Source organism: Bradyrhizobium macuxiense, from assembly GCF_007993935.1.
Classification (GTDB): Bacteria; Pseudomonadota; Alphaproteobacteria; order Rhizobiales; family Xanthobacteraceae; genus Bradyrhizobium; species Bradyrhizobium macuxiense_A.
Window position 1 is genome coordinate 471679 of record NZ_VITY01000003.1, and the last position, 18439, is coordinate 490117.

The 18439-nt window shown below is 65.4% G+C and carries 17 protein-coding genes; 6 read left to right on the forward strand and 11 right to left on the reverse strand.

The features are described 5' to 3' along the window. Positions 1–147 precede the first annotated feature (147 nt). Both FBZ93_RS10195 and FBZ93_RS10200 read right to left on the reverse strand, forming a co-directional pair. Entirely contained in the window at positions 148–810 is a 663-nt protein-coding gene (locus tag FBZ93_RS10195) for a response regulator (protein WP_146985754.1), read from the reverse strand. Next, positions 807–2225 carry a sensor histidine kinase gene (locus FBZ93_RS10200; protein WP_146985755.1) on the reverse strand — a complete coding sequence of 473 codons (1419 nt, stop codon included), beginning with the start codon at positions 2223–2225 and terminating at the stop codon, positions 807–809. Before FBZ93_RS10200 ends, FBZ93_RS10195 begins: the two co-directional genes overlap by 4 nt. A 225-nt stretch (positions 2226–2450) precedes the next feature. Here FBZ93_RS10200 and FBZ93_RS10205 point away from each other — a divergent pair, with 225 nt between their 5' ends. The 4 genes from FBZ93_RS10205 (at position 2451) to FBZ93_RS40545 (ending at position 6299) form a co-directional block, all read left to right on the forward strand. Continuing rightward, complete coding sequence (locus tag FBZ93_RS10205) at positions 2451–3386, forward strand: DUF3280 domain-containing protein (RefSeq protein ID WP_146985756.1); 936 nt, start codon at positions 2451–2453, stop codon at positions 3384–3386. A gap of 116 nt (positions 3387–3502) precedes the next feature. Then, a complete protein-coding gene (locus tag FBZ93_RS10210; RefSeq protein ID WP_146985757.1) occupies positions 3503–4414 on the forward strand; it encodes an amino acid ABC transporter substrate-binding protein in 912 nt (303 codons plus the stop codon). Positions 4415–4695: 281 nt separating this feature from the next. After that, positions 4696–5712: an ABC transporter substrate-binding protein gene (locus tag FBZ93_RS10215; protein ID WP_246667429.1), complete on the forward strand. Its 1017-nt coding sequence runs from the start codon at positions 4696–4698 to the stop codon at positions 5710–5712. Between the two features lie 437 nt (positions 5713–6149). After that, on the forward strand, positions 6150–6299 hold the full coding sequence (locus FBZ93_RS40545; protein ID WP_167528981.1) for a hypothetical protein: 150 nt from the start codon (positions 6150–6152) through the stop codon (positions 6297–6299). A gap of 90 nt (positions 6300–6389) precedes the next feature. Here FBZ93_RS40545 and FBZ93_RS41925 read toward each other — a convergent pair whose 3' ends face one another. Next, the gene (locus tag FBZ93_RS41925) at positions 6390–6785 is read right to left on the reverse strand and encodes a hypothetical protein (RefSeq protein WP_146985758.1); all 396 of its coding nucleotides are present in this window, start codon (positions 6783–6785) and stop codon (positions 6390–6392) included. A gap of 127 nt (positions 6786–6912) precedes the next feature. Continuing rightward, positions 6913–7998, reverse strand: coding sequence for a rhomboid family intramembrane serine protease (locus FBZ93_RS10225; RefSeq protein ID WP_146985759.1), 1086 nt, complete (start codon positions 7996–7998; stop codon positions 6913–6915). Between the two features lie 164 nt (positions 7999–8162). Between FBZ93_RS10225 and FBZ93_RS10230 the strand changes: the two genes are divergently transcribed. Both FBZ93_RS10230 and FBZ93_RS10235 read left to right on the forward strand, forming a co-directional pair. Next, complete coding sequence (locus FBZ93_RS10230; protein ID WP_146985760.1) at positions 8163–9350, forward strand: NADH:flavin oxidoreductase/NADH oxidase; 1188 nt, start codon at positions 8163–8165, stop codon at positions 9348–9350. Positions 9351–9536: 186 nt separating this feature from the next. After that, positions 9537–10889, forward strand: a complete 1353-nt coding sequence (locus FBZ93_RS10235; protein ID WP_146985761.1) for a S41 family peptidase — start codon at positions 9537–9539, stop codon at positions 10887–10889. Positions 10890–11064: 175 nt separating this feature from the next. On the opposite strand, the gene copD is transcribed toward FBZ93_RS10235, so the two are convergent. The 7 genes from copD to trpC all read right to left on the reverse strand — a co-directional run bounded on the left by copD (position 11065) and on the right by trpC (position 18437). Continuing rightward, on the reverse strand, positions 11065–11994 hold the full coding sequence (gene copD, locus FBZ93_RS10240; RefSeq protein ID WP_246667430.1) for a copper homeostasis membrane protein CopD: 930 nt from the start codon (positions 11992–11994) through the stop codon (positions 11065–11067). Between the two features lie 39 nt (positions 11995–12033). After that, a complete protein-coding gene (locus FBZ93_RS10245; RefSeq protein ID WP_146985763.1) occupies positions 12034–12390 on the reverse strand; it encodes a copper resistance CopC family protein in 357 nt (118 codons plus the stop codon). Positions 12391–12392: 2 nt separating this feature from the next. Then, the gene (locus FBZ93_RS10250; protein ID WP_146985764.1) at positions 12393–13397 is read right to left on the reverse strand and encodes a hypothetical protein; all 1005 of its coding nucleotides are present in this window, start codon (positions 13395–13397) and stop codon (positions 12393–12395) included. A 57-nt stretch (positions 13398–13454) separates the two neighbouring features. Further along, a complete protein-coding gene (locus FBZ93_RS10255; RefSeq protein WP_146985765.1) occupies positions 13455–13829 on the reverse strand; it encodes a DUF2946 family protein in 375 nt (124 codons plus the stop codon). Between the two features lie 175 nt (positions 13830–14004). Next, positions 14005–16737: a bifunctional diguanylate cyclase/phosphodiesterase gene (locus tag FBZ93_RS10260; RefSeq protein WP_146985766.1), complete on the reverse strand. Its 2733-nt coding sequence runs from the start codon at positions 16735–16737 to the stop codon at positions 14005–14007. A 349-nt stretch (positions 16738–17086) separates the two neighbouring features. Further along, complete coding sequence (moaC, locus tag FBZ93_RS10265) at positions 17087–17611, reverse strand: cyclic pyranopterin monophosphate synthase MoaC (protein WP_146985767.1); 525 nt, start codon at positions 17609–17611, stop codon at positions 17087–17089. Positions 17612–17615: 4 nt separating this feature from the next. Then, entirely contained in the window at positions 17616–18437 is an 822-nt protein-coding gene (trpC, locus tag FBZ93_RS10270; RefSeq protein ID WP_146985768.1) for an indole-3-glycerol phosphate synthase TrpC, read from the reverse strand. Positions 18438–18439 lie beyond the last annotated feature (2 nt).

The following is an 18439-nucleotide window of genomic DNA, read 5'->3' on the forward strand; positions in this document are numbered from 1 at the left end:
AGGGGCGGAGCAAAGCGTCGCGATAAGGTCTAGGATGATGCGACTGAGTTGCTCTGGCCCCGGCGACCCCCCTCGCTGGGGCCCTTTGTTTGCAACATCGATCTCGATGGGGCCGGACTGCATCGCCAGGTGGCGCCTGATGCGGTCTCACTGTTCGCGCAGATCGACCTGCGTCAGGATGCCCTGCCGCAGCGCGAGGCGGACCAGTTCGATGTCCGTGCCGACGCCGAGCTTGTCCTTGATCAGGGAATGCAGGTTCGCGACCGTCTTGGGGCTGAGATGCAGCGCCTCGGCGATCTCGTCGGTGGTCTTTTCCGCGAGCAGCATGCGCAGCACTTCGAACTCCCGCGCGGTCAGCAGGTCGGCGGCGGCGCGCTCGCCGGCGAGGTGGCTGAGCGCGAGCTCGTGGTCGATGTCCGGGCTGATCGCGATCTTGCCCGACAGCGCATCCATGACGGCATGCACCAGCGTCTCCGGCGGGCTGGTCTTGGTGACATAGCCGCTCGCGCCGGCGCGGATCGCCTGCACGGCAAAGGCCGCGTTCTGGTGCATGGTGAACACCAGGATCCTTGCACGCTTGTCCCACTGCCTGAGGCGCCGGATGGCCTCGATGCCGCCGATGCCGGGCATCGACAGGTCCATGATCACGAGATCGGGTTCGGTCTCCTTGTAGAGGCGGTAGGCCTCGACGCCGTCGGAAGCCTCGGCGACGACACGGAGGCCCGGCTGCTTCTGCAGCATAGCCCGGTAGCCCTCCCGAACCACGGCGTGGTCGTCGACCAGCATGATGGTTCGCGCCGCACTGCTCATGCCGCGCGTTCCACGGGCGCGGCCCCGGCGCCGGCGGCCACGGGAACGACGACGCGGAGCGATGCGCCATGGGGCTGCCCGGCCTCGAAGCTCAACCGTCCGCCGAGTGCGGCGACCCGCTCGCGCATGCCGAGCAGGCCCATGCCGGACGTGACCTGTAGATCGCTTTGCGGATTGCCGGGCCTGCCATCATCGTCGATCGCGAGCGCGATTTCGCTGTCGCCGCCGGAAGGCGCCTCGCGCATCTCGAGCCGCAGCACCACGCGCGTGGCGCCGGCGTGCTTGGCCGCATTGGTGAGCGCCTCCTGCACGATGCGGTAGAGATTTGCGCTGACGGAAGCGGGAAGGCGCGCGAACGATCCCGATAGGACGATCTCGAACCGTGGCTGCCCGCGGCTGCGGCCGTTCCAGCCGGCGATCAGGCCCTCCAGGCTCGCGGCGAGACCGAGCTCGTCGACATCGGGCGGGCGCAGCCTGAACAGGGCGCCGCGCAACGTCTCCATCATGTCGGTTGCGGTCCGCGCGATGCCGTCGCACTCAGCGAGCAGGGGCGGGCAATCCTGGATCGCGGTCAGGCGCGCCGATGCGGCGAGTGCGCGGATCGCCGCCAGCGACTGCCCGAACTCGTCATGCAGCTCGCGCGCGAGATGCCGGCGTTCCTCGTCCTGCACCACAATCAGTTTCTGCGTCAGCGCGTTGCGGTCGGACAGCGCGGCGGCGAGGCGCTCGGCGAGTTGGTTGAAGACGTCGCCGATCGCCGACAATTCGGCGAGATCGAACGGCGGCAGGCGCGCGGCGAGGTCGCCTGCGGCGATCCGCTCGAGCCCGTCGCGGATCAAAAGCGTCGGGCGCAGCGCACGCGCCAGCGCCGCATAGACCAGCGCGCAAAGCAGCGGCAGCGCGATCATGAGCACCGCCATCAGCCGGCCGGCATCGTGCCAGGCCTCGGCCGTCAGCACGGCCGGATCGACCCAGACCACGGCCTCGCCGATCGCATGGCCGCGCGCCATCACCGGGCGGACGGCCTCGCGGCCGGGATCGAACAGGCGGCGATAGAGCGCCGCGAAGGCCAGCGGCGGCGCCGCCGTATCGGTCTGCGCGCCGCCGCAGAAGCGCTGGCTGATCTCGCCGCCATTGCTGCGAAAGGCGAGGCACAAGCCCGGCGCCATGACCGAGGCGGCCACGCTGTCGAGATCGGGGAACTCGGTGTGCGGATTGTTCAGCCACTGGATCTTGTTCTGTTGCAGCTCCAGCGTCCGGGCGGCGATATCGGCAACGGCGGCGATCCTGGCGCGCACCGCGCGGTCGGAGTCGAACAGGAAGTAGCCGGAGATCACGGCAAAGCAGAGTGTGGCCGCGGCGGCCACCCGCAAGGTCAGCCGCAGCTTCAGATCGCTTCCGGACCAATTCCGCATTGGCGTATCCTCGGGGTCGCAGGCGGCCTTCGACGCCCGTTGCGGGCAGGGCCGTCATGCGCATTAAACGGCAGAATGGACCGGTCGAGAAGCGCCGCGGTGGGTGCGGACCGCAATCGTGAAATTTTCCCGGCACCGGCCGGGAGCCGCTCCGCTGCGGCGCGGAGGTAGCCGCCCTAGAGCTGCGGTCGACCCGCCCGCACCAGCACCTGAAAGGCCCGGATCATGCGCCAGTCCCGCCTCGTCTTGTACGCCCTCCTGTTGATCGGCCTCCTGGCCGGACCTGGTCCGCTTCGCGCCGAAGCCGCCGCCGCGCAGGCATCCCCGCTCGGCGTCAGCATTGACGATTTCAGCTATCTCGACACCTCGGGCGAGGTGGTCGATCAGACCGCCGTGCATCAGAAGCGGCTCGATGCATTCATGGCCGCGCTGCGCGCCGATGTGGCGGCAGAGCCGCGCTATCGCCTGGTCCCGCCAGCGGCGTCCGCAGGCGAGGCGCAGATCAAGGTGGTCGGCGGCGTGCAGAAGATGAGCACGCTGATCCAATGGGCCAAGGTCGCGGTGATCGATGTCGGCGCGAGCCGTGTCCTGTACGAAAAGCTCTACACGTTTCGGGGCGACAATGACGAGGCGTGGGACCATGCGCGGATGTTCGTGTCGCGCGAGGTGCGCGCTGCCCTTGCGGCCGCGCTGCCGCCGGCGCAGGCCACGGCCGCAGCGCCGATCGGGCTTGCGGTGTTCGAGTTCGAGCTCGAGGACACCTCCGCGGCAACCGCGTCCGGCCTTGCCGGCTCCGATGCAGCCTATCTCGCCGACGTAACGAAGGGCGTGCGTGACCGGCTCGCGCAGTCGGGCCGCTACCGGCTGGTCGATACTGCCGGCGCGACCGCGGCGCCCGTCAAGTCGCGCGCACTGCGCGATTGCAACGGCTGCGAGGCCGCGATTGCGAAAGAGCTCGGCGCCGATCAATCGTTGATCGGCGTGATCAGGCGGGTTAGCCGGACCGAATACACCGTCGGCTTCCAGCTGCGCGACGCCCGCAGCGGCGCGGTCGTCTCACGCGGCGACAGCGGCCTGCGGATGGGCGCCGATTATTCCTGGACCCGCGGCGCGGTCCATCTGGTCGGCGACCGCCTGCTCGAGGGTGGGGCGCAGCGCTAGCCCCGAACGGCAGGCGGACCATAGCAAAGCGCGATAGCTGCTAGACACGTCGTCGTCTATCGCCGGGCCTGAGTGTGGGTTATCAACGCCCCCTGATCACCGCACAGGAGCCGCCGATGCGCTTGCCCGCCGTTCTCTTCGCTCTCACGCTCGCAGCGAGCCCCGTGGCGGCCGAGGAGTTGTCGGGCACGCTGCAGAAGATCAAGGAGACCGGGAAGGTCACGCTCGGCTTTCAGGAAGCGTCCGTTCCCTTCAGCTATCTCGACGACAACGCGCGGCCGATCGGCTTTGCACTCGATATTTGCCTTGGGATCGTCGATGCCGTGAAGAAGCAGCTCGGCATGCCGGACATCGCGGTCGACTACCTTCCCGTCACCTCGTCGAACCGCATCCCCCTGATGGTCAACGGCACGATCGATCTGCACTGCTCGGCGACCACCAACAGCGCCGAGCGCCAGAAGCAGGTGACCTTCACCAACACGCACTTCCTCAGCGCGACGCGTTTCGCCGCCAAGAAATCCCTCGGCATCAACACGATCGACGACCTCAAGGGAAAATCGGTCACCGCCGTTGCCGGCTCGGTGAACCTGGCACAGCTCGTCAAGGTCAATGCCGAACGCAAGCTCGGCATCAACGTTCTGCCGGCCAAGGACCAGGCCGAGGCGTTCCTGATGCTGGACACCGATCGCGCCCAGGCCTACGCGCTCGACGACGTCCAGCTCGCCGTCGCGATCGCGCGATCGAAGGAGCCGGCACTCTACATGATCAGCGAGGAGGCCTTCTCGAAAGCGGAGCCGTTCGGCGTCATGCTGCGCCGGGAGGACGCGCCCTTCAAGGCGCTCGCCGACCGCGCCACGGCGGAGCTCTACAAGAGCCCGGAGATCGAGGTGATGTACAGGAAGTGGCTGGAAGCGCCGACCCCGCCGAAAGGCATCAACTACAACGTCCCGATGTCGCCGGCACTGCGCAACGCGTTCAGGAATCCGAGCTCGAGCTACGATCCTGATGTGTATGAGGTTGCGAAGTAGCGCGGAGAGGATGGGTGGAGCGAAGCGTTACCCATCATTCGGGCCGCGGGATGAGTGATGGGTTTCGCTTCGCTCGACCCATGCTACGCACTGTGCGACGCGGGTGCAGTCTGGTCTACGCCTGGCCAATGACGCGACCGGAAAACGGATCATCGTGCCAAGCCCGCAATCCTTGGAACGGCATTTCGCGCGCGGCGTCAAAAACGAAATAGCGTCTCATATACATCGGCGGTTTTTCTCCTAAGCTTGCAGCGTTGTGATTGCTGATCAGGAGCAGGCCGTTGACCGCGCCATTTTCTCTCTCTCGACGTTCTGCACTTGGTGTGCTCGCCGGAAGTCTGGTCGCCGGCGGCGCGCGCGCCCAAACCGTGGCGGGCGCTGGCGCCGATCTCGGCGGCGTCACGCTGCGCGTTGCGTATTACAAGGGCGGCTGGCGGCCGCTGCTGCAGGCGGCCGGCGAGGACAAGACGCCGTACCGGATCGAATGGAAGGAGCTCAACAATGGCGTGCTCCATATCGAGGCGCTGAACGGCGATGCGCTCGACATCGGATCGGGCAGCGAGATCCCGGCGATGTTCGCCGCGCGCCAGAATGCCAAGGTGCGCTTCATCGCCGTCACCCATGAGGATCTCAACATCCAGGTCACGGTGGCGGCGAAGGATGCGCCGATCCATTCGATCGCCGACCTCAAGGGAAAGCGCGTCGGCTATGTGCGCGCGACGACGGCACATTATTTCCTGGCCAAGCAACTCGAGGAAGCAGGCCTTGGGTTCGGCGATATCGAGGCCGTCAATCTGACGCCGTCGGACGGTTACACGGCGTTCGCCTCCGGCAAGCTCGATGCCTGGGCGATCTACGGCTACAACGGTCAGCTCGCGATCGCCAAGCAGGGCGCGCGCCTGCTCAAGACCGGCGTCGGCTATCTCTCGGGCAATTTCCCGATCTACGCCAATCCCAGGGCGGTCGACGATCCGCTGCGCCACTCGGCGGTGAGCGACCTGTTGCTGCGGATCCAGCGCGCCTATGCGTTCGCCAACAAGAATTTCCCGCTCTATGCGGCCGCGCAGGTGGCGGAAACTCATCTGCCGTTGCAGGACATTCTCGACCAGTTCGCCCGTCGCAGCGACGACTTCTCGCTCGCCGGCGTGACGCCGGACGTGCCGGACACCCACCAGAAGGTCGCCGACACCTTCCTCAAGCTCGGCGTGCTCGACGCGCGCGCCGAGGTTGGCAAATTCTGGGACACGAGCTTCAACGAGGTGATCGCCGCGGGCGCGGCCAGCCTCGCGCGGATCTGACGTTGGTCATGCGGGCGTAGCCCATTTGGGCTAGGGATCGGCGCCCTGACGCCGCGTCATTGACGCGCGGATCCTGCAAGATCGCTGCGCACTCGACCACCATGTTCCGGCGGTGTATGGAACTCGAATATTTTACGGCCCCAGCGTGACGACTGGGGCCGCAGGAGGTGTTGTGTGCCTCTGGGGCAATGATTCAGAGCACGCCCACTGAACGGCACACAGCGGCGAATGTTCCAACCGTCCGCGGCCGTGCCATGCTGCCATGCAGACCGAGAAGGTTGCAGGCCACGCCGCGCTCGTATCATGATGACGTCGATTAACCCGATTAGAATTCGGGTCTGGTAGACGATCCCGGCACCGGCCTCCAAAGCCTTCCGGACCATATTCTGCGTGCGACTGATTTTCCTGGTTATGCCGATTGCTGTTCGGAGCTGAAATTGAATCACGACACATTGGCCAAGCTCACCGTCACCATCATTGTCCTGGTCGCGCTGCTGGTTTGGCGTGTCGGCGACCAGAAGAAAGCGATTGCATGCGGCGCGAACTGCCCGACGGACGTGTCGGCGAGCCGGAAACCCGCCCAGTAGGATCGGAACTGTTCCGATCAGCAGCGTAATTCAAGCGACGCGGATCACGCCTATTGATCGCCGTCGCTTCCGTTCTAGACGGGTAAGGCGTTAGCGTTTCGCAGGCTCGCCGCTCTTGTTGCCGGGCAATCCCTTGACGTTCGAAGGATCCTGTTGCCGAACATGCTGGTTCTGCGAATTCGAGCCCACCGTGCTCTGTCCCTTGGCCGGCGGCCCGTTCTTGTTACCCGGAGCTCCGCTGATTCCGGTTCCGGAATTCTGGGCGCTCGGAGATGTCGCGGCATTCGTGGAATCGGTGGTGGCATCCGGGCGTCCCGGAGGCGTGGCGGCCGCGCCGGGTCTATCCTGGTTACCGACATAACCGGACTCACCGGAGTTGCGCGTCTTCGCGCCCTTGTCGGCCTCGTTTTGCAGGTTCTGCGCGGCCGCGATAGGAGCAGTTGCCGTAATAGCTGTGATCAGCAGCGCGATTGTGCTGATTCTCATGAGCTTCCTCCTAGGTTGCCCGAGACAACACATTCCGCGGTCATCATTTCCTATGCGCGCCAGAATTTCTCGCGATGGAACACACAATTGCCGACGAACCCGCACTTCGTCTTGCCGGCTGCTCGTCTCACAGTCCGTGACGGCGATTGCGTTCGGCGCGCAGCGAGCTGCCGACGAAGCCGACGTCCTCGATCCCGCGATGGATGTCCTTTGAGCAGATCAGCAGCGTCAGCGCGATGGCGCCGACCGCGACCAGCGTGGTTACGAGCAGGGGGGTGCCGCAGAATGCGGTGAGCAAATTATCGAGCGGCCCGCTCGATCGACGGGCAACACAGACCGAGGTTGCCACCAGCGCCCAGCCGCCGAGTGCCACGCCGGCCGCGTTGGTGCAGGCGAGCGCGATGATGACCGCGGCAAGGCCCTTCTTGATCGACAGCACAAGGTCGACCAGCTTGATCACGGCGCAACACGCGACGGCAAAGCCTGCGGCGACGATCCATCCAGGCAGGTTTGCGGTCAGGGCCTGCGCCTGAGCGGCCCACAGCCCGAGCGCGGCGACGCCGGCGAGCAGCGCGAGATTGAGCTTCACGGCCTCCGGAAACCGGCAGCGAAGCAGATAGGCGTTGAGCTTCTCGACGAGGTCGAGCAGCGCACAGGCAATCAAGCCCGCCGCGAATCCGCCGAGATGCACGCCCCAGTCGATCCGCGAATTGCTGATCGCGAGCGCGATGTTCAGCCCGATGTTGATGGCGAAGAAGTCGAAGCGGACATCGAGCTTGCCGAGGATCCACAGGCAGAGCAATGCGCCGAGAATGCCCGAGGTGGCGCCGGAGGCGCCGACCGTCAAATAGGGCGTAGCGTGGGTCGCATTGCCGACGATGGCGCCGAACACCATCGCGCAGAAATAGATGATGACGAAGTAGGCCGGTCCGACCCGCCGCTCGAGATGTCCGCCCCACAGCACAAGACACAGCATGTTGGTGGCGAGATGCACGAAGTTGACGTGCAGGAAGCCGTAGGCGAGCAGCCGCCAGTATTCGTGCCGCGCCAGCGCGGCCGTGTACATTCCGCCATAGCGGAACAGCAGCGCCGCCGGCGCCGATGCGCCGCCGGCCTGGATGAAGCAGAACCCCGATGCCAGAACGGTCAGCGTCATCAGCGCATAGACCGCTGCATGAGGGATTTCGAAGAAGCCGGGACGGTACGTGGCCATGGGATAGCCGGGAGGGAAGGTTCCACAACGTAGCGAAGCGGTGTGAGAATTGCTACTTCCGCGTGCTTCGCCGTGCCTCTATCGGCCAGGGCACGGTGCGTATATCGTCGGCACCAAACACAAGATCGGCCCGCGCGCGGGTTACGACGCGATATGAGGAAACGATGTCCGACATGCTGCTGTTTTCGCCGATGACCATCCGTGGCGTCACGCTGAAGAACCGCATCGTGGTGCCGCCGATGCATCAATATTCGGCCGAGAAGGGCTTTCCGACCGACTGGCATCTGATGAACGCCGGCAAGTTCGCCGCCGGCGGCGCCGGTCTCGTGATCGTTGAATCGACCAAGGTCGAGCGCCGCGGCTGCGGCACCATCGGCGATCTCGGCATCTGGGACGACAAGTTCATCGCGCCGCTCAGCCGTGTCGCGGGTTTCATCAAGCAGCAGAACGCGGTCGCCGGCATCCAGCTCGGTCATTCCGGCCGCAAGGCCCGCGCGAGCCGTCCCTGGGAGGGCGATCGTCCGCTCGAACGCAGCGCCGAGATCGAGGATTGGGACGCCTGGACGCCGGTGGCGCCGAGCGCGATCGCCCACAGCGAGCGCTGGCCGGTGCCGCGGGCGCTCGAGACGCAGGACGTGAAGGATCTCGTCGCCGCCTGGGGGCAGGCGGCACGGCGCGCGCACGAGGCCGGCTTTGACGTGCTCGAACTGCACGGCGCCCACGGCTATCTCGTGCACGAATTCCTTTCCGGGCGCTCCAACCAGCGCAGCGACGAATACGGCGGCTCGGAAGCCAACCGGATGCGCTTCCTGATCGAGGTGACCGAGGCCGTGCGCGCGCACTGGCCGGATCACAAGCCGCTGTTCGTGCGGCTGTCGGTCGAGGACAATGCCGGCTGGGGTCCGGAGCAAAGCGCCCGGCTGGCCACGATCCTGAAGCCCAGGGGCGTCGATGTGATCGACTGCTCGTCGGGCGGAATCAGCGAGATGGCGCCGATCCTGGGCAAGGAGATCAAATACAACTATCAGGTGCCGCTGGCGGAATATGTCCGCGCCCATGCCGATATCATGACCATGGCGGTCGGCCTGATCATTCACGGTGACCAGGCCGAGCAGATCCTGCGTGATAAACAAGCAGATTTGATCGCGGTCGGCCGGGAAATCCTCAATAACCCAAACTGGCCGATGGACGCCGCGTTGAAACTCGGGGTTGAAGGGCCATTTCGTAATGTTCCACCGCAGTTTGGCTATTGGCTGGGCACCCGGGCCAAGCGCGGATTCGGGACCCGGCCGTCGACCTGGCAGAACGGGTTGCGGGAGGCTGGGCCAGAGGCCGACCGGGAGCTGACTTGAGGCTGACTGGGTGCTGACTAAGTTGTTGATTTGGCGCTGACCGAGGCATCGTGACGGGACCGTAATGGTCCGGGGACGGGGCGGCCTTGATCCGACCAAAAAGCCGTTGTGTGGTGCCCCGCGTCGGGGTGAGGTGGGCCGTATGTTGCGAAACATTGCCGGCCGCTAGCGAAGGGATCACGGATAATGCGCAAACATGTTGGCTTCTTCCTCGGGACGGTTGCGGGGGCGTGTCTCACCCTGCTCGTGGCCTCGCCGCAGGGGGCGCATCTGTTCGCCGTCGCCAATGCCGCCGCGCATTCCGACAACACCTATTCGCAGCTCAACCTGTTCGGCGAGGTGTTCGAGAAGATCAAGACCGACTACGTCGAGAAGCCCGAGGACTCCAAGCTCGTCGAGGGCGCGATCAACGGCATGATCTCCTCGCTCGATCCGCACTCCCGCTACATGAACGAGAAGGGCTGGGCGGAGATGCAGGAGACCACGCTTGGCGAGTTCGGCGGGCTCGGCATCGAGGTCACGATGGAGGACGGCTTCGTCAAGGTGGTGGCGCCGATCGACGACACGCCGGCCTCGCGCGCCGGCATCATGTCGGGCGACGTGATCACCTCGATCGACGATGATTCGATCCAGGGCCTGACGCTCGACCAGGCCGTCAACAAGATGAAGGGCGCGCCCAACAGCTCGATCCGGCTGAAGATCGTCCGCAAGGACGCCGACAAGCCGATCGAGGTCTCGATTACCCGCGAAATCATCCGCGTCCGCCCGGTGAAGTATCACGTCGAGGGCGGCGACATCGGCTATGTCCGCATCACCTCGTTCAACGAGCAGACCACCGAGGGCCTGCGCAAGGCGATCGGCGAGATCCAGAAGGAAGTCCCGCAGGACAAGCTCGCCGGCTACGTCGTCGACCTCCGCAACAATCCGGGCGGCCTGCTCGACCAGGCGGTCTCGGTGACCTCGACGCTGATGCAGCGCGGCGAGGTGGTCTCGACCCGTGGCCGCAACCCGGAAGAGACCCAGCGCTTCACCGCCCATGGCGGCGACATGACCAAGGGCAAGCCGCTCGTCGTGCTGATCAATGGCGGTTCGGCCTCGGCCTCGGAGATCGTGGCCGGCGCGTTGCACGACCACAAGCGCGCGACCCTGATCGGCACCCGCTCGTTCGGCAAGGGCTCGGTGCAGACCATCATTCCGCTCGGCGCCGGCAATGGCGCGCTGGCGCTGACCACGGCGCGCTATTTCACGCCGTCCGGCCATTCGATCCAGGCGCTTGGCATCAAGCCCGACATCGAGGTGCTGCAGGACGTGCCGGACGAGTTCAAGACCCGCTCCGAGATCAAGGGCGAGGCGTCGATGCGTGGGCATCTCTCCGCCGAGGGCGCCGAGCAGACCGGCTCGCAGTCCTATGTGCCGCCGGACGAGAAGAACGACAAGGCGCTGGCCGCGGCCTTCAACCAGCTGCGCGGCGTCACGGTCAACGCCGATGCCAAGAACGCCGACACCAAGGCCGCGCAGAAGCGGCCGGTGCCGAACTAGCTGGGCCGTGAATCGACAAGTCTCCCGAGCGGATGGCTTGTCAGAGTCCGCTGATCCCCGATAGCGACCAATCCTCGCAATGATGCAGTGTGCCGGAAGTCCTTCCGATGACCGCTTCCGGCACCGAAGACGGACTGAGTTTGCGGCGAGAAGGGCAGCTTCGATAGGCTGGTTATCAAGGAGACGCAGGGCTGATGAGGTGGACGGCCGGATGCAAGGTTCCGAGCACCCCGACAATGACAAGGATACCTAGTCCGAGTGTCGCCTCAATCGCACTGTTGCGGATCAGTTGACGAAGCGCGATGGACGATTGTTCGCTTCCAATGGTCGCGAGCTGCGGTGTCAAGCGAAGGCGGTTGATCGCAGCGAAGGCGAGCATCACTGCGAAGATCGCCAATTTGAGTATTAGCACGCGCCCGTATTCGGTGCCGACGAGCCCCCGCAGCGAGCCGACCAGAATGGCGGCATTGACGCCGCCGCTGAGCAGGATAGTTGCCACGGCGACGATGCCCATCGTCGAAAACCGTTCGACGGCATCGCGGACGAGCGACATGTTTTCGCGTATCTGGGCGGTCGCCAGGAAAATGATCAGCGACACGAGGCCGCCGATCCAGGCTGCTGCGGCCGTTGCATGCAGCGCATCCGCGGTCAGATGCAGATAGCCGGACGCACCAATGGTCGAGCCGGCATGGCCGGTCCAGGCAAGACTGCCGGCAAGCCCGACCGCAACCGCGAGCCCCAGCCATCGTGAGGCCGCCGCACGGTCATAGGCGAGGCTGGCTGCGAGGCAGATCGCAAAACCTGCGCGAATGGTGGTCACCTCACCGAACTGGGTTTCGCCGACGACCGTCGATAGCACCTCCCCAGTCAGCGCTTCGCTCAGCGGCATTCCGCTCATCGATGCTGCCTGCAGCAACAGCCAGATCGCTCCGGAGATCATCGCGACGACAAGGCTGGCCCATATTTCCCACCGCGCTCGACTTCGGAACGAAGTCGCCGCCGCGGCGTGGTGCTGTAAGACAGGCGTCGCGATGAGCACGCCGAAGATAACGCTTCCGGTCGTTACCGCCGTCGCCATGAAGTGTACGGCGCGCGTAGCGATCATCGGGGCTCCTGCTGCCGACCAATCCATCGCAACAGCGCTCTATGGACCGACCTGGAAGGTGAAGTTCCCATCGGTCGTATGGGTGTCTACGGACAGCACGTGCCAATTGACGTGGTAGGTTCCGACACCGCCGCCCTTCAACGGGATCGACATCTGGTTGCCGTTGACCCGCGCCTTTCCGGCATCGACACGCTGGCCGGAAGGACCGGTGACCGTGACCGAACTGAACGCCGGCTCCAGTTTCTGGGTGAAGTAGAGCGTGACCTCGCGCGGCGGGCTAGGCACCTTGTTGCCGACCCGCGGCTCGGCACGATCCAGAAGGGCATGGGCGTCTGCCTTGCCGGTCGCAAGCGACAGCAGCAGTGCGGTGATCCAGATGAGAGATGAGCGCTGCATGATCAATTCCCCGCAAAAGGACGCGCGGGCTGCACGGGCCTGCCAAAGATCGGTCTGCCGATGCCGTGGGGATCGATATCGTCGAGATACAAATGGAGCTGGGCGATCACGCCGACACGAGTCCCGCTTTGCCGATTGATGGGGATGAGCGCCTCGACCCCGAGCTGATAGGAGTTTCCGACCCAGAGAACGCCGGGGTTGATCGTCCCGATCGTCATCGTGCCCGATGTCAGCGTGTTGGCGACCGGCGTCTGCATCGTGGCCTCGACCAGCGGGATCAGATGATTGACGACATCCGGCAGCCCGAGATCGACGACCGCAGACTTTAGATAAGGCATGCTGTACTGGATCGTCCCACCCCAGTTCAGCACCCGTGGATGAAACTCGGTATCGGCGGTCATCTCGCCAGTGTCGGGATCGACCCCGAAGGTCGTGGTGGAACGCCGGCCAGGGATGGCGTAGCCGACCTGTCCGGTGACCGCGACGGGACGCAGCCAGGACAGGGTGTCGGGCAGGTCGCCAAAACCTTTGCCGAAATAGACGGTCGGCGTGTAGGTGTTGAAGGGATCGGCTCCGACGCTATCGGCGCCGGTGCCGCCCCATTCGACGTTCAGCCCGAGCGACATCACGAATTCATGCTCCGGGTTCTTGAAGACCCGATACTTGAAAGTCGTCTCGAGATTCTGAAATCCGTGGGCGCCGATCCCGGTGGGGCCGCCCGGCGGACTGAAGACGCTGTAGGTCGAGCCGATCGAGATCGCGAAGGCCTCGGTAATCCGCTTGGAAAATTCACCGGAGAAGTCGCGCTGTCGAAATGACGGATCGTCGCCGGTGTTGAAACTTGACACGGTTGGCAGTGAAAGCTCGTCATTCACGCCGGGATCGTCGATGCCGAGCGTCGCCGGAAAAAAGCGGTTGCCGACGATTTCGTGGGCGGTACTTGCAGAAAGTGGAACGAGCGCGAGGGCAAGCCCCGGTAAGACTGCGCGCGCATGACGGACAAGCATGGGAATCTCCGCGGGCGTTGATGTGTAAAGGTCTCGGCGGCCGGTGGCCGCGCGGCTTTACGACAGAAACGGCGGCGCGCGCGCTTGTGCCTCGGAAGCGGTTCTCGAACCGGACAGACCGGGTGCGAAGTCCTGCCAGGCGGCCTGGCTGGTCACGCGATCGACCACGATCGCCACTGATGCCTGCGGAGTGCTGATCGGGGCGCCGGTCTGCAGCACGCTGCAAACGCCGCAGCAGTCACTGTCCGTGCGATGCCCGGTCTGATCGTCCTGCGCGGCCCCTTGTGCCATACCGCCATGGCAGATGATCGCGCCCGCCAGTGGATCGGAGGTCGCAAGGCTCGCCGCCCAGCATGCACCGATCGGCGCAAAGATCTGCACCAACAGGGCAACCAGGACTACAGGTAGAAAACTCTTCAGCCGTTGGCGCATCGGTCCACTCTCGGCGACAGGCTAGCGCAAGGCTGGGCCACCGTCGAGCCAAGGGGCAATTTCGAGGCACAGGAAGGAGGGCGGCCTGACGATTTGTGGAGTGTGTTGTGGGCCGGCAACGGCGTTTACTGCCGCAGGAGTTTGGGGGGCGGCCTTGGCCCCTCCCGACAATCCCTCAGGCGGTGCGTGCGACCGGCCTGCGCCTGCCAGGTTGGCTGGACCCCGCGGCGGGGCCGCGGCGATGTCCGGCCAGCAGCTCGCGGATCTGGGCGGCCGGCTTCGGCGCGCTGAACAGATAGCCCTGCATTTCCGAACAGCCGAGCTCGCGCAGCAATTGCTGCTGCTGGGCGGTCTCGACGCCTTCCGCCGTCGTGGTCATGCTGCGCTCGGCCGCGATGTTGACGACGGCCTCGACGATGCCGGCCGAGCCTTGCGGGTCGGCGATGTCGGTGACGAAGCAGCGGTCGATCTTGATCTTGTCGAACGGGAAGCGCTTCAGATAGCTCAGCGACGAATAGCCGGTCCCGAAATCGTCGAGCGCGATCCGGATGCCGATGGCGCGGAGCTGGTGCAGCGCGGCCAGCGCGGTCTCGTCGTCGCGGATCAGCACAGCCTCGGTGATCTCGAGCTCGAGCCGCCCGGCTGACAGGCCGGATGCTGCGAGCGCCGCGATCACCTTGAGCGCCAGCGTGCCGCTGCGGAACTGGACCGGCGAGACGTTGACCGCGAGCCTGATGTGATCGGGCCAGTTCACGGCCTCCTTGCAGGCCGTCATCAGCACCCATTCGCCGAGCTGGTTGATCAGGCCGGTCTCCTCGGCGATCGGCACGAACTCGGCCGGCGAGATCATGCCGCGCACCGGATGGCGCCAGCGCACCAGCGCCTCGCAGCCGGTGATCTCGTTGCTGCGGAGGTCGACGCAGGGCTGGTAATACACTTCGAGCCCGCTGCCCGCGGCGATGGTCCGCCGCAGCTCCATCTCGAGCTCGCGGCGGGCGCGGGCGTCGGCATCCATCGCCGGCTCGAAGAAGCGCGCGACGCGCCGACCGGCCGACTTCGCCGCATACATCGCTAGGTCGGCGTTCTTCATGATCTGGTCGAGATCGGTGCCGTCCTTTGGCGCCAGCGCAATGCCGATGCTGGCGTCCGTCGTGACCTGGTGGCCAAGGCATTGATAGGGCGAGCGGATCACCTCGTAGATGCGCGCGACGAGGTCGCTGACCTCGAGTTCGCTCTTTACGTCGGTCTGCACGATCGCGAATTCGTCGCCGCCGAGCCGCGCCACGAAATCGCCGTCGTCGATCACGCCGCTCAGCGTCCGCGCGACGGATTTGAGCAGTTCATCGCCGACCATGTGGCCGAGCGAGTCGTTGACGCCCTTGAACTCGTCGATGTCGATATAGAGCACCGCGAGCTGGCTGTCGGGCGTGACGTGCAGCAGCTCGCGCTTGATCTCCTCGTGGAACAGCGCGCGGTTCGGCAGGTCGGTCAGCGCATCGTAGTGGGCAAGATGCGTGATGCGCTCCTCGGCGCGGCGGCGCTCGGTGACGTCCTCATGGGTCGCAAGCCAGCCGCCATCGGCCAGCGGCTCGTTGACGACCTGGATCGAGCGCCCGTCGGGCGTCGTGATCACCATGGTGTTGCGGACGCCGACGTCGCGCAGCACGAGGTTGACATAGCGCTCGACGTCGCCCTGGAACGAACCTGTCAGGTGGCGATGCACGATGACGTCGCGGAAGCTGCAGCCGGGCCGGATGACGTCGGCGGACAATCCGTACATCTCGATATAGCGCTTGTTGCAGATCACCAGCCGCTGCGCGGCATCGAACAGCAACAGCCCCTGCGTCATGTTGTTGACGGCGGTGTCGAGCCGGAGCTTCTCCAGCGTCAGGCGCTGCTGCTGAGCGCGATGCTGCTGGATCAGCTTGCGCACCACCAGGGTCAGCAGGATCGCGATCGCCAGCACGGATGCGGCGGTCACGGCGATCAGGATGCCGATCTGCTCGCGCCAGTTGGCGAGCGCCGCTTCCGTGGTGGTGGTGGCGACCACCACGATCGGGAATTTGGTCAGCGCCCGCGACGACACCAGGCGGTCCTTGCCGTCGACCGGGCTGGTCAGCCGGGCGGTGCTTGCCGGCAGCTCGAACACCTGCTGCTGGCTGGCCGGGCCGGAGCGGAAATTCTTCCCGATCATCTCCTCGACATGGGGATAGCGCGCCAGCAGCGTGCCGTCGCGATGGTGCATCGCGATCGCGGCGCCTTCGCCGAGCGCGACGGTGGAGAAGAACTTCTCGAAAGTGGCCGGCTCGATGCCGCGGCCGACCACGCCGAGGAATTCGCCGTGCGGGCCACTGACCTTGCGGACGATGGCGGTGGTCCAGTTTCCGCTGACGCGGCTGACCACCGGCGCGACCATCATGTCGGGCGAGTAGGGGCTGGATCTGAAGATGTTGAAGTAGTCGCGGTCGGCGATCGAGGCTTGCGGCAGAGGCCAGGCGCCCGAGCTATTGATCAGCAGGCCATCGGCGTCGAACACGTTGAGGCTGCCGACGTTGGACAGCGCGTCCATCTTCGACTTCAGCATCGCATGGATGTCGGCGGACGACATCCGGCGCTTGTAGTTCTCAACCGTCGCGATCCCGTTGTCGCGCATGAACGCGATGAGGTCGCGCTGGACCACTTCGAGATCGTCGAGCTGCTGGTCGAAATGCCGCGCCAGCAGCAGCACCGTATTCTCGAGCTCGCGCTCGCTGTTGTGCAGGGCGCGCTCGCGGAAATTCTCGGCCATCAGGGTGGCGCCGATCGCGATCGCAGCCATCAGCACGGCGCCGCCGAGGATCAGCCAGCGGATCGGACCAGTGCCGATCACCGAGGTGATGTTGAACGAGGCGCTGCCGTGTGGATTCATGTGTCGCTATCGCTTCCAGGCGTTTCACCCGGAAGTAGGTTTTGCGCACCTCCGGCCCGCGAAAGTCGTATCCAAACGAAATGGAGCGCGGGTTAGCGAGATTGGTTAACGAATGGTTGCGGACATTGGCGGTTGGACTGCGCTCGGCTCTGTCACCGTCATCCCCGCGCAACGGCTTTGCCGTTGTCGCTGGAGGAGCGAGCGGAGCGAGCCTCGAAGGATCGACGGCCAGCAGCCGGGCCGTGCATCCTTCGAGACGCGCTTCGCGCTCCTCAGGATGACGGGGATAGAGACTCGTCCGGCCTACAGGTAGATCAGCTGTCGGTCCCGCGATGCGCGCCCGTTGCGATCAATCGCCGGCGCGATAGTGCCCGGACTTGCCGCCGATCTTCTCGATCAGATGAATTCCCTCGATGCGCACGCCGCGCTCGACCGCCTTGATCATGTCGTAGATCGTCAGGCAGGCGACCGAAACTGCGGTCAGCGCCTCCATCTCGACGCCGGTCGGCCCGGTCACCTTGACGCTGGCGCGGACGATGCAGCCGGGCAGCTTGCGGTCGGTTGCGATATCGATCGTGACCTTAGTCAGCGCCAGTGGATGGCAGAGCGGGATCAATTCCGAGGTCCGCTTCGCCGCCATGATCCCGGCGATCCGCGCGGTTGCGAGCACATCGCCCTTCTTGGCTTGCCCCGACTCGATCAGCGCGAGCGTGCCCTTGCTCATCAGGACGCGGCCTTCGGCGACCGCGGTCCGTTCGGTCGCGGGCTTCGCCGAGACGTCGACCATGCGCGCGTCGCCCTTGGCGTCGATATGGGTGAGGGCGGTGCCGGAGCCGGCTGGCTCGGTCTTATTGGCTTTGGACTTCCGCGCCATCGCGTCAGCGCGTTGCGGTAGCGCGCGCTGCGCCCTGCCGCGTCAGCAAGGCGCGGGTGGCCGCAGTGACGTCCTGCTGGCGCATCAGGCTCTCGCCGACCAGGAAGGTCGACATCCCGACGCGCTCGAGGCGGGCGAGATCTTCCGGCGTGAAGATGCCGCTCTCGCCGACCATCAGGCGGTCGCGCGGGATCAGCGGCGCCAGCGTCTCGCTGGTCGCAAGCGTGGTCTCGAAGGTGCGCAGATTGCGGTTGTTGACGCCGATCATCGGCGAGCGAAGTTTCAGCGCCCGGTCGAGCTCGGCGCGGTCGTGGATCTCGATCAGCACGTCCATCCCATACGACAACGCGGCGTCCTCGATCTCCTTGGCCGCCGCGTCGTCGAGCGCGGCCATGATGATCAGGATGCAGTCGGCGCCATGGGCGCGCGCTTCCGCCACCTGGTAGGTGTCGAACATGAAGTCCTTGCGCAGCACCGGCAGGTTGGTCGCGGCGCGGGCCGCGACCATGAAGTCGAGATGGCCCTGGAACGAGGGCGCGTCGGTCAGCACCGATAGGCAGGCCGCCCCGCCGGCCTCATAGGCCTTTGCGAGCACGGGCGGATCGAAGTCGGCTCGGATCAGGCCCTTCGAGGGTGAGGCCTTCTTCACTTCCGCGATCAGCCCAAAGTCGCCGCGTGCATGCTTGTCTTTGAGAGCGCGGAGGAAGCCGCGCGGCGCCGAGGCCGATTTCGCCTGCGCTTCGATATCGGCGAGCGGACGCGCGCGCTTGGCGGCGGCGATCTCCTCGCGCTTGTAGGCCTCGATCTTGGTCAGGATGTCGGACATCT

Bases quoted from the DNA above. Each gene is read 5' to 3' on its own strand.
- FBZ93_RS10195 (WP_146985754.1), bottom strand. From the start codon at position 810: ATGAGCAGTGCGGCGCGAACCATCATGCTGGTCGACGACCACGCCGTG.
- FBZ93_RS10200 (WP_146985755.1), bottom strand. From the start codon at position 2,225: ATGCGGAATTGGTCCGGAAGCGATCTGAAGCTGCGGCTGACCTTGCGG.
- FBZ93_RS10205 (WP_146985756.1), top strand. From the start codon at position 2,451: ATGCGCCAGTCCCGCCTCGTCTTGTACGCCCTCCTGTTGATCGGCCTC.
- FBZ93_RS10210 (WP_146985757.1), top strand. From the start codon at position 3,503: ATGCGCTTGCCCGCCGTTCTCTTCGCTCTCACGCTCGCAGCGAGCCCC.
- FBZ93_RS41925 (WP_146985758.1), bottom strand. From the start codon at position 6,785: ATGAGAATCAGCACAATCGCGCTGCTGATCACAGCTATTACGGCAACT.
- FBZ93_RS10225 (WP_146985759.1), bottom strand. From the start codon at position 7,998: ATGGCCACGTACCGTCCCGGCTTCTTCGAAATCCCTCATGCAGCGGTC.
- FBZ93_RS10230 (WP_146985760.1), top strand. From the start codon at position 8,163: ATGTCCGACATGCTGCTGTTTTCGCCGATGACCATCCGTGGCGTCACG.
- FBZ93_RS10235 (WP_146985761.1), top strand. From the start codon at position 9,537: ATGCGCAAACATGTTGGCTTCTTCCTCGGGACGGTTGCGGGGGCGTGT.
- copD (WP_246667430.1), bottom strand. From the start codon at position 11,994: ATGATCGCTACGCGCGCCGTACACTTCATGGCGACGGCGGTAACGACC.
- FBZ93_RS10245 (WP_146985763.1), bottom strand. From the start codon at position 12,390: ATGCAGCGCTCATCTCTCATCTGGATCACCGCACTGCTGCTGTCGCTT.
- FBZ93_RS10250 (WP_146985764.1), bottom strand. From the start codon at position 13,397: ATGCTTGTCCGTCATGCGCGCGCAGTCTTACCGGGGCTTGCCCTCGCG.
- FBZ93_RS10255 (WP_146985765.1), bottom strand. From the start codon at position 13,829: ATGCGCCAACGGCTGAAGAGTTTTCTACCTGTAGTCCTGGTTGCCCTG.
- FBZ93_RS10260 (WP_146985766.1), bottom strand. From the start codon at position 16,737: ATGAATCCACACGGCAGCGCCTCGTTCAACATCACCTCGGTGATCGGC.
- moaC (WP_146985767.1), bottom strand. From the start codon at position 17,611: ATGGCGCGGAAGTCCAAAGCCAATAAGACCGAGCCAGCCGGCTCCGGC.
- trpC (WP_146985768.1), bottom strand. From the start codon at position 18,437: ATGTCCGACATCCTGACCAAGATCGAGGCCTACAAGCGCGAGGAGATC.